The 14,327-nt window shown below is 34.1% G+C and carries 15 protein-coding genes and 1 tRNA gene; 7 read left to right on the top strand and 9 right to left on the bottom strand.

The window, feature by feature from the left end; genetic code table 11:
• Positions 1 to 678: 678 nt before the first annotated feature.
• Together nfo and CIGNP103_RS03485 are read right to left on the bottom strand one after the other, a co-directional pair.
• Positions 679 to 1,521, bottom strand: coding sequence for a deoxyribonuclease IV (gene nfo, locus CIGNP103_RS03490; RefSeq protein ID WP_086268591.1), 843 nt, complete (start codon positions 1,519 to 1,521; stop codon positions 679 to 681).
• Entirely contained in the window at positions 1,518 to 1,997 is a 480-nt protein-coding gene (locus tag CIGNP103_RS03485) for a hypothetical protein (RefSeq protein ID WP_086268590.1), read from the bottom strand. Before CIGNP103_RS03485 ends, nfo begins: the two co-directional genes overlap by 4 nt.
• Before the next feature lie 111 nt (positions 1,998 to 2,108).
• Here CIGNP103_RS03485 and CIGNP103_RS03480 point away from each other — a divergent pair.
• From CIGNP103_RS03480 to CIGNP103_RS03470, 3 genes are all read left to right on the top strand, one after another.
• A tRNA-Glu gene (locus CIGNP103_RS03480) sits at positions 2,109 to 2,183 on the top strand.
• 168 nt (positions 2,184 to 2,351) lie between these two features.
• On the top strand, positions 2,352 to 4,418 hold the full coding sequence (locus CIGNP103_RS03475) for a motility associated factor glycosyltransferase family protein (RefSeq protein ID WP_086268589.1): 2,067 nt from the start codon (positions 2,352 to 2,354) through the stop codon (positions 4,416 to 4,418).
• Positions 4,415 to 5,974, top strand: coding sequence for a class I SAM-dependent methyltransferase (locus tag CIGNP103_RS03470; protein ID WP_086268588.1), 1,560 nt, complete (start codon positions 4,415 to 4,417; stop codon positions 5,972 to 5,974). Before CIGNP103_RS03475 ends, CIGNP103_RS03470 begins: the two co-directional genes overlap by 4 nt.
• Before the next feature lie 116 nt (positions 5,975 to 6,090).
• Here CIGNP103_RS03470 and CIGNP103_RS03465 read toward each other — a convergent pair whose 3' ends face one another.
• The 7 genes from CIGNP103_RS03465 to hemB are packed head-to-tail and all read right to left on the bottom strand — an operon-like array spanning position 6,091 to position 12,614.
• A complete protein-coding gene (locus tag CIGNP103_RS03465) occupies positions 6,091 to 7,359 on the bottom strand; it encodes a (Fe-S)-binding protein (RefSeq protein ID WP_086241596.1) in 1,269 nt (422 codons plus the stop codon).
• Positions 7,360 to 8,100 carry a pyrroline-5-carboxylate reductase gene (locus CIGNP103_RS03460; RefSeq protein ID WP_086241597.1) on the bottom strand — a complete coding sequence of 247 codons (741 nt, stop codon included), beginning with the start codon at positions 8,098 to 8,100 and terminating at the stop codon, positions 7,360 to 7,362.
• Positions 8,097 to 8,915: a DUF5718 family protein gene (locus CIGNP103_RS03455; RefSeq protein WP_086241598.1), complete on the bottom strand. Its 819-nt coding sequence runs from the start codon at positions 8,913 to 8,915 to the stop codon at positions 8,097 to 8,099. The genes CIGNP103_RS03460 and CIGNP103_RS03455 overlap by 4 nt, the downstream gene beginning before the upstream one ends.
• Positions 8,916 to 8,925: 10 nt before the next feature.
• The gene (gene hemN, locus CIGNP103_RS03450) at positions 8,926 to 10,281 is read right to left on the bottom strand and encodes an oxygen-independent coproporphyrinogen III oxidase (protein WP_086268587.1); all 1,356 of its coding nucleotides are present in this window, start codon (positions 10,279 to 10,281) and stop codon (positions 8,926 to 8,928) included.
• 2 nt (positions 10,282 to 10,283) lie between these two features.
• Positions 10,284 to 10,709: a DUF2603 domain-containing protein gene (locus CIGNP103_RS03445; protein WP_086234822.1), complete on the bottom strand. Its 426-nt coding sequence runs from the start codon at positions 10,707 to 10,709 to the stop codon at positions 10,284 to 10,286.
• Entirely contained in the window at positions 10,702 to 11,631 is a 930-nt protein-coding gene (gene argF, locus CIGNP103_RS03440; protein WP_086241600.1) for an ornithine carbamoyltransferase, read from the bottom strand. Before argF ends, CIGNP103_RS03445 begins: the two co-directional genes overlap by 8 nt.
• A gap of 2 nt (positions 11,632 to 11,633) precedes the next feature.
• Positions 11,634 to 12,614, bottom strand: a complete 981-nt coding sequence (gene hemB, locus CIGNP103_RS03435; protein ID WP_086268586.1) for a porphobilinogen synthase — start codon at positions 12,612 to 12,614, stop codon at positions 11,634 to 11,636.
• 116 nt (positions 12,615 to 12,730) lie between these two features.
• Between hemB and ribA the strand changes: the two genes are divergently transcribed.
• From ribA to CIGNP103_RS03415, 4 genes are read left to right on the top strand one after another with little or no spacing between them, the layout of a single operon-like run.
• Positions 12,731 to 13,291 carry a GTP cyclohydrolase II gene (gene ribA, locus CIGNP103_RS03430; RefSeq protein WP_086233621.1) on the top strand — a complete coding sequence of 187 codons (561 nt, stop codon included), beginning with the start codon at positions 12,731 to 12,733 and terminating at the stop codon, positions 13,289 to 13,291.
• Entirely contained in the window at positions 13,288 to 13,827 is a 540-nt protein-coding gene (rsmG, locus tag CIGNP103_RS03425) for a 16S rRNA (guanine(527)-N(7))-methyltransferase RsmG (RefSeq protein ID WP_086252271.1), read from the top strand. The genes ribA and rsmG overlap by 4 nt, the downstream gene beginning before the upstream one ends.
• A complete protein-coding gene (locus tag CIGNP103_RS03420; RefSeq protein ID WP_086228585.1) occupies positions 13,824 to 14,018 on the top strand; it encodes a hypothetical protein in 195 nt (64 codons plus the stop codon). Before rsmG ends, CIGNP103_RS03420 begins: the two co-directional genes overlap by 4 nt.
• The gene (locus CIGNP103_RS03415) at positions 14,015 to 14,326 is read left to right on the top strand and encodes a hypothetical protein (protein ID WP_086225210.1); all 312 of its coding nucleotides are present in this window, start codon (positions 14,015 to 14,017) and stop codon (positions 14,324 to 14,326) included. Before CIGNP103_RS03420 ends, CIGNP103_RS03415 begins: the two co-directional genes overlap by 4 nt.
• Position 14,327: the final 1 nt, after the last annotated feature.

The raw sequence follows: 14,327 nt of genomic DNA, 5'->3' as shown, positions 1-14,327 counted from the left end.
AAATGAAACTAGATGAAAGAATTTTGCCACTATGTAAAAGATATTAAGTAAATTGTAGAAAATTATATTTTTGATCTAAATAATGAATTTGCATTCACAATGATTAAAGAACGCAAAAATAAAACTTAGATCAAGTATATTTATCTCTTCTTTTGTCGCCTGCATTATTTTGGTTTGTGCTAAATATTTTCATTTTATCATTGTTAATTTGAAATTTCATATTAAATACTCCTTTAGCATACCAAACACACATTTTGTGTTGTTGAGTTTGGTTTAATAAATCGCTTCTTTTTGCATTTATTAAAAACTTGCAATGATAAATATTTGTTAATCGCACTAAGTGGGGTAAGATCTATAATTTGAGGCTTAAAAATTTGATCAAATGACATTGAAACAAATATATCGCAATTAAATTTAGTAATCATAGCTAAAAATTTAGGCGAATTAATATCGCAATCTCTAAAAAAGCTCTATACCATAATCAGCAGCAAATTTAGCTAAAATTTTATCATCTAAGCCACGCCTAACACATATAAAACAAATTTGCATATTTGGATCATTTGCGATTGCGATTATTTTAAATGCGTTATGCGACCAAATACCATCGGCAAAATAGCCAATATTTAGTATTTTATTTTGGGCTTGACCCCCCCCCCAGTCTCATTAGAACTTCCTAAATTATTTTGTAAAATCTCTAAGCATTTTAATTTCATCAGCCCAGATAGTCTCATCAATAGTCTCTAAAATTAATGGAATCTCGTCAATTCTATTGTCTTTCATAATACATCTAAATGCTTGTTCTCCAATTAGTCCAACTCCAAGGCTATCGTGACGATCTTTGCGAGAACCAAGAGCGCCTTTGCTATCGTTGATATGCATTCCGCTTAAGTATTTAAATCCTACTATTTTATCAAATTCAGCCATAGTTTTAGCATAACTTTGCTCATCTTTGATATCATATCCGCTAGCAAATAAATGACATGTATCAATGCATACACCCACACGACTAGGATCTTTACTCATAGCAATTAATGCAGCTAGGTGTTCAAATTTATAGCCTAGATTACTGCCTTGACCGGCGGTGTTCTCAATAACTAATTTTATATTGCTAGAACGCTCTAGCAAGGAGTTCATCTCTTTAGCAATTAATTCTAGACACTCATCTTCGCTTATTTGTTTTAAATGTGAACCTGGATGAAAATTAATAAGCTCAATCCCAAGAGCTTCGCAACGCTCTATCTCGTCTAAAAATGAGTAAAAACTCTTAGCCCTTGCACTCTCATCTGGATGGCCTAAATTTACTAAATAGCTATTATGTGCTAGTATGCAAGCTGGCTTAATATTTGCACTGACTAAATTGGCTTTAAACTGACTTATATCACTTTGAGTAAGTGGTTTAGCGCTCCATTGTCTTTGATTTTTAACAAATAGAGCAAAAGCGTCCGCACCGATATTTGCAGCATTTTTTGGAGCATTTGCTACTCCACCACTTGCACTTACATGCGCTCCTATTCTTTTCATTGCAACTCTCTTATTATAATTTTTATATTATTTTTACTATCTATAAATTTAGCTGTTTTATTGCAAACCTCATATCTAAAACTACTAAAATCTTGTGTAAATCCACAATCAGTTTGAATCAAATTTGCTGAGTCATATATTGCTCTTTGGGTTATAATATCATCTAAAATCTCATTATAATGGGGCGAATTTAGATATTTGATGTTAAAACTTTTGCGAGACATACAAGCTGAGTTTATGCAGATATTTTGAGCTAATTTTAGGTTTAGGGTTAGTGTGCCGCTATTGTAGATTTGAACTTGCGTACCATTTGTATAGCTGTGAATAAACCCTGTATCGCTAATGCGAATTTGTGGCGTAATAAAACTAAATAAAACCCCACTAGAACGCTTTGGCTGAGTAGTGCCACAGCCAAAAATTAATGCAGATAATAGTGTTAAAGTAGTAAATTTAGACCCAAATTTATAGATATTCAAACTATGCCTTTTTTAAATTTGACAAATTATACAGTTTTTTTGTAAATCGCTATGATTTTTAAGCGATATTTAAGCATTACTCTTGTATAATTCCACTCGCACAACCGCAGTGGCCCCTTCGTCTAGCGGTTAGGACATCGCCCTTTCACGGCGGTAACACGAGTTCGAGTCTCGTAGGGGTCACCACTTTATTCTAAAAATCCCACATTTTATCATTCTTTTATAATATTTTCTCAAAAGTATAATTTTTGTTAAATTTAAATTTATCTTCTATTTATTCTTTAAATTCAGCGAAATTTTTGTAAAATAAAGCCTAAAAATGACGATATTAAAGTTAAATTCAAAAGGACACATATGCAAAATGGTGAAAAAAAAGATGTTAATGAGTTAAAAAATGACATCTCAAAAAAAGATGAGCGAGATCTAACTGAAGATGAGAGAAAGTTTAAAGAGCTTGATTCTAAGATAGCTCAAAAAATTAAAAATGATGAAGAGATAACTACACTTGATAAAAACATAACTGCTATGATGCCTTATGCTATCGATACTTCGCTTACACTATTTGGTTTAGAGGAGAATAAAAAATTTGGCGTTTATATGGGCAAAGACCCGCTAGATCTAAATATCATAAATCTTGAAACCAAAGAGTATTTATACGAAAGCCCAGCTAAAGATGTTGAGAAAAAGATTATAGAATTCGAAGAAGAGTACGCCAGACATAGGGCGCTTTTTATCTATGGAATTGGCAATGGGGTGTTTTTGAAATCTATCTTAGCAAACCCAACGCATAAAAAGATATTTGTCTTTGAGCCTGAGATTGAAATTTTATATGCTGCGCTTAGTTTGATTGACTTTTCTAGGGATATTTTTACTGATAGGTTAGTTATTTTAGATTCGCATAAGGTTACATTTTTACAATTTTATATTATTTGTAAAATGCCAGATGTATTTCATAGTTTTAGACTATATAATATGCATATTATCGATGACTATTACAATGATGAAAAGTATCAAGAAAATATTATGGAATTAAATAAAACTATGCAAAAAGCAATTATCCAGACGCTTTATGAGCGTGGAAATGACTCTAAGGATTGCTTGTTAGGAATGATTCAAACAACACAACATCTTCCAGATGTATTTGGCGCAATTCCTCTAAGAGATATTATAAATAAAAGAAAAAATAAGATTAACTCAGCCGTAATAGTATCTACTGGTCCATCGCTTCACAAGCAGTTGCCAATACTCAAAAAACTCGCTCCATACACAGTAGTTATAGCTGTTGATGCAAGTTATCCTATTTTAAAAGAGCATGGGATTAAGCCTGATTATGTAACATCTATAGAGAGAATTCCGCCTACTCCGGACTTTTTCAAACCTGCTAGAACTAAATTTGATGATGGGATTATATTTGTTGTGGCTTCTCTTACTCATCATGAAGCAGTAGAAAATTTGCATGATAAAGATGTTTGTTATGCTTTTAGGCCGCTAAATTATGAGATGAGTTTTAGAGATTTTAAATTTGGCTATATCGGCGGTGGACAGAGTGCTGCGCATATGGCGTGGAATGTAGCCCAAGCTTTAGGCTGTAAAGATGTAATGTTAATAGGCCAAGACTTAGCTTATGGCGAAAATGGTACTAGCCACTCTAAAGGACATATATTTAAAGAGACCGAAATTCCCGTTGAAGAGATACCTATAATGACGCAAAAATACGGCGGTAAAGGCGAAATTCAAACTACTTTTGTATGGAATTTATTTAGACAATATTTTGAGCATAATATCGCAATGCTTCAAAGAAGTAATCCAGATTATAAGCTTTATAACTGCACCGAAGGTGGAGCAAGAATAGAAGGAACAACTGAAATTCCATTTAAAGAGATGGCTGATAAGATTATCGCTGAGGGTAAAAAGAAAAATTTCAAACCAATCTTGCCAATTAGCAAAGAAAAGCAAGAAGAGCATCTAAAAAAAGCAATCAAAAATATAACTAAAATTTTCAAAACTGGTCATAAAGTTCAAAAAAAATGTGAACGATTATATCTAAAAATCGCTAAAGAGATTGAAAAATCCAAAAAATTAAAAGAGCAAGATAAAGCAGATAAAATCAACTATGATAAGCTACAAAAACTCTCATTTGAGATTGATGGCCTAAAAGAATATGTCTTCAAAGATAAAGTCTTTATGTCGTCATTTTATGGTATTTGTGGCGCTATGCTAAATAGCCAAGAGCTTGAGCTTGCTGTTATCTCCGCTCGTAGAGCCGATACTGATGAAGAGAAAAATGATAAGTTATTTGAGTGGGTTTCGTGTCAGAGTTATTGGATATTTAGCTTAGCTGGTAGTATAGATGCGACTTTGGGTAAATTAGCTGACGCCGCTAGTGGATTTATGGATAGTCATAAGTTGTTAGAACAATGATAAATAACGATATTAAATCAACATATGATGAGCATACATATGACTCATATTCATACGCTCAAACTTGTATAGATTATCTTTGTGCGGTGGCTAAATTTCATGGCCTAGATGCTGTTAATCCGCATAATTCCAAGGTTCTTGAAATTGGTTGTGCGATGGGTGGAAATATCATAGGCCAAGCTATCAATCATCCAAATTCAACTTTCATAGGAATTGATTTAAGTAGTGAGCAGATAGCTATAGGCAAGAGAGCAATCGAGGGAATCGGGTGTAAAAATATAAAGCTTATTGAGATGGATATTTGTAATCTCATAAGTGAATTTGGTGGTAAAATAGAGTTTGATTATATTATTTGCCATGGTATTTATAGCTGGGTGCCTGATTTTGTAAGAAGTGCGATTTTGCAAAGCTGTAAGGAGCTATTAAGTCCAAATGGCGTGGCATTTATCAGCTATAACTGCTATCCAGGGTGGAAATATGTCGAGCCTTTGCGTGATTTTATGCGATTTAGTGCGGTTAAAAGTAGTGGCAATGTCACTGATTTGGAGTCTGGATTAAATGCGATTAAATTTCAAAAGGCTTTTTATGCCAAATACAGCCCAAATGAATCAAGTGCTACACATATTAAAAATTTAAATTCTGAGTATATTAAACATATTCAAAACTACCCAAAAAGTTATGTGGCACATGAATATATGGAGATTTGTAATCAGCCATTTTATTTTTTAGATTTTGTAGCTGATGCTGGTGATAATGGGCTTTGTTATGTTGCTGATGCCACATATCATTTCGATCCATCATTTTTGCCTGATGGTGCGATAAGTGAGTATTTTAAGCTATCATTTGATGATTATATCTCGGCTAATCAAGCTTATGATTTTTTATACTCTATTAGATTTAGAAGCTCGATTTTAACCAAATCACAAAATCAAAACAAGCTAGCTACAAAAGATGAAGATAAGGCTAAATTCTTACATAATCTACACTTTAAGCTAATAAAGCCGACACCGCAGCTTCTAAGCTCAGCCAAAGATACATATATCGAACCACTTGCAAGGGCATTAAATGATGCATTTCCATCAACTTTAAGTTTTGATGAAGTTCGTGCAGTTTATCCAAAAGATGATATAGTATTTAGATACTATGATATTAGAACGCTTACAAACAATGCTATTACCATTACTTGTAAACCGCTTCAAAAGCTATTATATATCCCTGGTAAGACTAGACTAAAAAGGGAATATATACCATATCTAAGATATTTCTTAGAAAATGAAGGTTCGCCAATTGGTGTAGCAACTCCATCAAATGATAGGCTAAATGCTGATAAGCATACACTTGAACTTGCATTAATGTTTGATGGTAATCACAGTATAAAAGATATTCAAAATCATATAAAAGCTAAATTTGAGAGCGAAAAACTGATTCCAACCATTCAAAAAGATGGCCAAAATGTTCCACTTAAAACTCCAAAAGAACAAAATGAATATTTCAAAAATGCTGTTGAAATCATTCGTCTATCGCTGGTTAATAGCTTTATGTTAGAAGAGTATTAGGCTATTTAAATTTATTTAGGCTAAATTTGTTAAGATTTTAGCCTAAATAAACTCTAATCTATAAATGTGCCATTAATAGATTTTAAGCGCCATTTATAAAATCTTAATTTGTAAATTTATAAAGCATTAGCGATCAGCTCAATTGGATTGGAGCATTTAGTATCGCTACCATAGATATGTAAGGCGTTGTTTAGCTGCATTTTACAAGCGCTACACTCACTTCCTACGCATTTGGCATTCATGGCGTCTATCTGTGCGGCTCTGCTTTGACCGGCTTGGCGACTTAGGTGGTATTTTTCACTTTGCATTGTTACCCCACCAAATCCACAACAACTATGATTATCGCTCATATCATTTAAGATATAAGCGTGTTTTAAAAGCTCTCTTGGCTCTTTCCAAACTCCTTGCATCTTTCTAGCGTGGCAAGGGTCATGATATGTGATTTTAGATAGTTTTTTATCTCTATTTCGCTCTTTTAAAATTTGAGCTAGATCTGTAAATTTAGCCAAATATTCAGTAGCTAAATATATTTTTTTGCTGATATTTATAGCTCTTTGTTTCCACTGCAAATCATTGTGAAAATAGTGCTCATAATCTACCTTTATCATCGCCGAACAAGTCGCTTCTGGTATTATAATAGCTTCGATTTTACCGCTATTTAATAAGGATTCAAAATACTCAATATTCTTTTTAGCTAGATAATCTACGGTATTAAAATCCCCAGTAAAATACGCTGGAGCCGAGCAGCAGCCTTGAGATTTCATCAAATGAGCGTTGATTTTAAGTTCTTTTAATATCTTAAGTAACCCCTCGCCAATAGCGGTATAAGCATAATTTCCCATACAGCCGATAAATATCCCGATAGTTTTATCTCCGCCATTATCTATAAATTCAGTGTGAGAGTTCAAAAAGCTCTTTTTAGATGCTGCTGGTAAAAGACGCTCTTTTTTTAACATTGGCAGACTAAATCTTGGGCTCATATTGCCATCTTGAACTTTAAATCCACAGCTTTGAAACACATATCCAAATTTCGCAGCGATATCCATAATTTTTCTATTTCTAAGTAGATAAAAAAATAGCCTTTTATACCACGAAATTCCAAATTTAGCCGCTATATCGGCTCTAGCATTTTCTATCATAGTATCAGTTGGCAAGGATACCGGGCAGTCTTGGACGCAATTTGTACATAAAAAACAGCTCTCAAAAACATCTTTTAAATTCTTATCAAGCTCGATTTCACCTCTATTATAAGCCCCCAAAAGATCCAAAAATCCCCTTGGGCTCTTGACCTCATCGTGGCTGATTTTGTATATTGTACAATTTGGCTTACATTTTCCACACTTCACACACGCATCGCTAATCTCACTAAAATTATAGTTACTCATTTATCCTCTTTGTTTCATCAAACTTGCTCTAATAGCTTCTATAAAGGCAGTTCTAACACCGGCTTTTTCTAGCTCGCATACACCCTCGATAGTCGTTCCAGCAGGAGAGCAAATGCTATCTTTTATTAGTGCTGGATGAGTATCTTTAATCAATCCAGCAAAGCTATCAAATAGCCTACTTGTCATAGCTTGAGCCTCATCTAGTTTAAGCCCAGATCTTACAGCAGCAGTATTGATAGCTTCAGCTACTAATGCTAGATATGCTGGAGCGCATCCGCTGATTATGCTAGCAGCATCAAAAGTGGATTTAGAATCAAATTTAACCGCTTTTCCAAAGCCATTTAGGATCTTTTCTACTAGATTGGTATCACCAATTGCTATATATGGATTTATGCTTTTTTGGTATTTTGCGGCGATATTTGGCAAGCAAATAGCGTGATTTAGGGCGTTTATAGCTTGAATTTGCTCTAAGCTTGTGCGAGCTAGCACGCTAATTATCAAATTTGCTCTACCTTTTGCGAGATTTACAAACCACTCAAGGGCGTTTGGCTTGATAGCTAGTATAATGTTTTTATCACTTATATCGTAGTTTTTATCTATTATCTCTACTTCAAATTCACCTTTTAAAGCCTCTAATCTATCACTCAATCTCCCCGCAAAGCTCACTTCAAAACCAGATAATTTCAGCCCATTAGCCATAGCTAATCCCATATTTCCAGCGCCAATTATAGTAATTTTCATCTTACTTCCTGTCTTAAAATAGATACGCTACTTGGTAATTTAGAGCCATTTTTGATAGCGTTTGTTATGCTTGATAGATCAAATTTAGTATGATCAAAGGCGACCACATAGCAGATATCGCCAGGTTTTAGATATCTATTTTTGCCCGCTTCTTCATATCTTGTAGCGCCGATTGTGATTATCATCTCATTTGGGTAGTTTGTATTTTTTAAGATATCTGATAAATTCTCTAACACAGCATAATTTTCTTGTGTGTTTAATCTATCTTTGATCCACTCTAATAACTTTTCATAAAAATATGAGTATCCGCTTAATTTGGCGCATTCGCCATATCTGATTAGCTCATTTTGGCTTTGTAAAAATGATACTAAGCTATAATTATCACAGATCCCACCAAGGCTAAATTTGTCTATATCAATCTCATTTCCGATTCCTTTTGAGCCGTTGCTGAAGTTTTTCTTTTGTGATATTTTTGTAGCGGTTTTGTCATTTCTAACTGAAGCGTCATTAAAAGCAGCAAATTTAAGTGGCTTAATGCTTTTAACCTTATTATTTTCATACTTTAATTCACATCTTAATGCGATCTCAGGCTCCATTTGGATATTTAAATTTTTATCATTAGGTAGATATAAATAGCCATTATCTATACAATTCCTACCCAAAAAACTATCGCTACCTTTGATATAAAATGGAAATATCCCTTTTGGGGCGTATTCATCATCGGTTTTAACCAAGGCGAAATCATCAGCCTCGCCAGCTTGTTCAAGATGTAAGGCGAAATTTCCAGCTATCCCAAATCCTAAAATCTCACTCACAAAATCTCCTTTAAACTGTCTTTGAAAAGCTATTATTAACGCCTTTAAATTTCGCCATATACTCATCAAAGCACATAGCGATATTACGGATTAATAGCATTCCGGTTTGGTTTATCTCAATTTTTTGGCTATCGATACTCATAAATTGCTTTAACTCACCTAGCTCATCTAATTCATCTTTAAAATGGTTAAAGAAATCAATCTTAAATTTACTCTCCACAGACCCAATATCAAGAGCGAAATTCGCCATCAACTCCATAATTACAAATTTTCTAAGCTTATCTTCTTCATTTAGCATTATGCCTTTGAAATTTGGCAATTTACCAGCATCAATAGCAGCTTCATAGCCACTCATATCTTTGTAGTTTTGAGCGTAATAGTCACCACCTTCGCCGATACTAGTTAGCCCTATACCAATGAGTTGCGCTCCGCCTTTTGTAGTGTATCCTTGAAAATTCCTATGAAGTGTGCCATTTTTTAAAGCACCAAATAGCTCATCACTAGGCTTAGCGTAGTGATCCATACCTATCATTTTGTATCCATTGGATGTGAGAAATTCCATAGTGTATTTTAAAATTTCAAGCTTAGTTTTTGGGCTTGGTAGCGTGGCTTCGTCGAATTTTCTCATACTTTTTTTGATCCATGGGACATGAGCGTAATTAAAGATAGCAAATCTATCAGGATTTAGACTAACTCCTAGCTCTAAAGTGCGTTTAAAACTCTCTAAGCTCTGATAAGGCAAACCATATATAAGATCGGTATTTACACTTAACATTCCATATTTTCTAGCCAAATTTACAGCATTTTGAGTTATGCTAAATGGCTGAATTCTATGGATCTCTTTTTGGACCTTTTCGTCAAAATCTTGTACCCCAAAGCTAACTCTATTAAACCCATGTTTTCTAAGGACTTCTAGCTGATCTTCATTGATAAATCTTGGGTCTATTTCACAGCTTATTTCAGCGTCATTAGCAAAATTTTTAAAATGTTTTTTAATAGCTTTTATAATCCTATCAAGCTCACTAGCGCTATAAAATGTAGGCGTCCCACCACCAAAGTGCATCTGTATCACTGCTCTATTGGTATCTACTATACTGGCTAAAATTTCAAGCTCACGCTCCAAATAATCCAAGTAGCGACTCATCTTATCGCTTTTGCTAGTATATATCACATTACAACCACAAAAATAGCAGGCCGAGCGACAAAATGGTAGATGAAAGTATAGTGAAAGTGGCTTATCGCACTCTTTTAATCTCTTGATATACTCATCATAGCTAAACTCATCGCTAAATTCCAAAGCTGTAGGATAGCTAGTATATCTAGGTCCTGGCTTAGAATACTTCACAAATGCTTCAAAATCTACCACAATCACTCCTTATTAACAAGCGAGCGCATATCCAAAAATAAATTTGGATGCTCTTTTTTGATTTTAGCTATCAATCTGTCTAAATTTGGCTCTTTTTTGTAGTTTGCCTTTTTGATCTCTTCTATTGCCACAGTCCAGACATCGCCAAAATCAATTGGCAAATTTTGTAAAATAGATCTCTCAAGCTTTAGCTCGAAATTCTCTTTTTGTGCGTTTTTTAGTGCGTTTATCACCGCTTCAAATAGCTCAGCAGGCACTAGGGCGCAAGGCTTATCGCCATACATACCAAACCATGGAGTATTTAAATTCGCTTTGCCTTTGTAGCTAAGCTTCATTTGATTATTATCCATATCTTCTAGCTCAAATGTTGTGCGACGCCTTTTGCTAATGCCTAGAGTTTGACTAATATTTTCTAAATGATTATTCATATCTCATCCTATCGCACCAGACCATTACGCCTTTTTGTGCGTGAAGTCTATTGTGGGCTTCTCTAAATATCTCATCAGCGTGAGTCTCAAATACTTCTTCACTGACTTCATATCCTCTATAAGCAGGCAAGCAGTGTAAAAACACAGCCCCATCTTTTGCTAGACTCATCATACTTTTATCTACGCAAAATCCAGCGAAATCGGCGATTTTTTTCGCTTTTTCATCCTCTTGACCCATAGAGACCCAAGTATCAGTAGTAACGACATCTACGCCACTTATAGCCTCTTTTGGGTCATTGCCTATTTGGATTATAGCGCCACTTGATTTGGCATTTTCTAAGGCTATGTTTTTTACCCATTGTGGGATTTCATAGCCTTTTGGTGTAGCGATTCTAAGCTCAAAACCAAGCTTAGAAGCAGCCATAAGCCATGAATTTGTCATGTTATTGCCATCGCCTATATATGCGACTTTCATATTTTGGATATTTAAGCCAAGCTCATCTAAGGTTAGCAAATCGGCCATCAATTGAACAGGATGAAAATCATCGCTAAGCCCATTTATCACAGGCACGCCGCTAAATTTAGCAAGCTCAACCAAATCGCTTTGTTTATAGACCCTAGCCATAATCATATCCACCATTCCTCCAAGCACTCTAGCGGTATCTTTGATAGGCTCACCACGGCCAAGTTGTATATCACGACTACTTAAAAACAGCGCTTTTCCGCCAAGTTGTTGTATCCCAACTTCGAAGCTCACTCTAGTCCTTGTCGAGCTTTTTTCAAAAATCATAGCTAAAAATTGATCTTTTAAATATGGTTTATACTCTTTATTTAAGGCCTCTTTTTTGATATCTTTGGCAATGTTTAAGATATCTAAAATCTCATCTTTGCTTATATCATTTAGAGTCAAAAAGTGTCTCATATCTATCCCTTGTTTGAATTTAATATCTTAGCAACTTCTTTGGCGTGATAGCTGATGATTAGATTAGCTCCAGCTCTTTTAAATGCTATCATAGTCTCCATCATCACACGATCATAATCTATGACACCTGCCTTAGCGCCAGCTTTTAAAAGTGCGTATTCTCCACTCACATTATATACACAAAGTGGTAAATTCGTTCGCTCTTTTATATCTCTTATGATATCTAAATATGCTAAAGCCGGTTTAACCATCAAAATATCAGCGCCTTGAGCCTCATCTTCTAAGCTCTCATTAATCGCTTCAAGTCTATTAGTGGGATTCATTTGATAGCTTTTTCTATCGCCAAAGCTTGGAGTGCTTTGCGCTACATCACGAAATGGCCCATAATATGCTGAAGCGAATTTGGTAGAGTAGGACATAATAGGTAAATTCATATATCCATTTTCATCCAATGCCTTACGCAAAGTATAAATTATCCCATCCATCATTCCACTAGGTGCTATCATATCAGCGCCAGCTTTGGCGTGGATTAGGGCTTGTTTGGCCGATATTTCAAGGGTAGCGTCATTATCCACGCTGCCGCATTTATGATCCAAAATTCCGCAATGTCCGTGATCTGTGTATTCACAAAAGCATAAATCAGTAATAACTATAAGATCTTTGAATTTCTCTTTAATAGCCCTAACGGATCTAGCAATTATCCCATTTTCATCCAAAGCATCGCTCCCTATGCTATCTTTTAAATTTGGAATTCCAAATAAAATTATAGATTTTATCCCTAAATTTATGATCTCATCGCACTCTTTTAAAATCTCATCTAAACTCATCTGAAACACGCCAGGCATCGAGCTTATCTCATTTTTAATTCCCTTGCCCTCAACTACAAAAAGCGGATATATAAAATCACTAATAGATAATCTATTTTCTGTTAGCATATCACGCAAAGGCTCATTCAATCTTAATCTTCTATATCTTTTAAACATTATTAATTCTCCTGAAAATTTAGTGATTATAGCAGAATTTAATTTAATCAAAAATAATTGATTTTGTTTAGATTTAATTGCAAATGATACAATAAAACAAAAACAGAAGGAAAAAAGTGCATATAGAGATATCTAAAGTTGCAAATTTGCCAACTAAATTTGGAAATTTTAAAATTAAAGCATATAAGGAAAATGATAAAGAGCATTTAGTAATTTTTAGTTCAAATTTAAGCGATCCATTAAATCTTAGAATTCACTCAGAGTGCCTTACAGGTGATGCGTTAGGAAGTAAAAAGTGCGACTGCGGAGAACAACTAGAAGCTGCACTTAAATATATCGCAGATAATGGTGGAATGGTGATATATCTTCGTCAAGAAGGTAGAAACATCGGATTATTAAACAAAGTCAATGCCTACGCCTTACAAGATACCGGTCTTGATACTATAGAGGCAAATCATCAATTGGGATTTAAAGCTGATGAGAGAACATATGAGATGGTTGATTTTATCTTAGATGATTTTGGGATAAAAAGTGTGAATTTATTAACCAATAATCCGCTTAAACTCTCAAGTATAAAAGCTCAAATAGTAAGCCGAATTCCGATACAAATAGAGGCAAATAAATACAATAAAGATTATTTAAATATTAAAAAAGAGCAGATGGGGCATATGCTATGAGTTTAAAATTTTGGGAGAGTGTGGCTAAGTTTGATGAGGTCTTAAAAAAATTTAATAAAATCCATAGCCTAACAAACTATAAAGATATAAAGCCAGTAGCCCTTGATAGCATAGAGCCGATTAAATTTCTAGGCTTTGAGCCTAAGGTTTGTGTGGATGTAGGCAGTGGGGCTGGATTTCCAGCGATATTTTTGGCTATGATTTTAAGAGAGTGCGAGTTTCATCTATATGAGCCAATAGCGAAAAAATCAAGCTTTTTATCCTATGCGGCTTTGAGTTTAAATTTGCAAAATATCACCGTCCATAGTGGTAAAATTGAAAATTGTGATAAGATAAAAGCAGATTTGATAACCTCTAGAGCGTTGATGAAAACGGCAGATTTGATTAAAATTTGTCAAGGCTTTTATGATGAAGAGACTACATTTTTGCTATATAAGGGCTCAAATGCTAAATTTGAGATAGAAGAGCTTAAATGTTATAAGAAAATTTATCAAGAAAATGAGCGAAATTATGTAGTATTAAAGGGGTTAAAATGATAGCTAAAATCATAATATTTGTTTTGATTATAGGGGTAATTTACTATTTTATAATTCCTAAATTTAGGAGTAAAAAGCCTAGTGATAGCGGTGAAAGCTTTGTTGAATGTAGTAAATGTGATACATTTGTAGAGCTTAAAGATAGCACACTAAGAAATGGTAAATATATATGCAAGGAGTGTCTAAAATGATTATAATTGGTAGTGATTTAATAGCTTATGAGCCAGTGTTTTTATCTAAATTTGAGCCAAAAAATTTAAACTCAAAGTGTAATTTTATTGTAGTTTCTAATATTAAAGAGGCGTTAATTGCTAATGCTAATGGAGTTAAATTTATCGTATGCGATACTATAAAACTAGCTAAAAAACTACAAAAATTAGCCAATAATTATCTATTTGATAGCAAAATCGCCTTAATAATTAATAGCGATAATGAGCTAGAAAAAGCAGCTAAAAAACAGATTGATGCAGTTATCTATCTTGGAGCAATAAGGGGGTAAG

The organism is Campylobacter sp. P0103 (genome assembly GCF_002139545.1).
Classification (GTDB): domain Bacteria; phylum Campylobacterota; class Campylobacteria; order Campylobacterales; family Campylobacteraceae; genus Campylobacter; species Campylobacter devanensis.
This window is presented reverse-complemented; position numbering and strand designations above follow the sequence as displayed.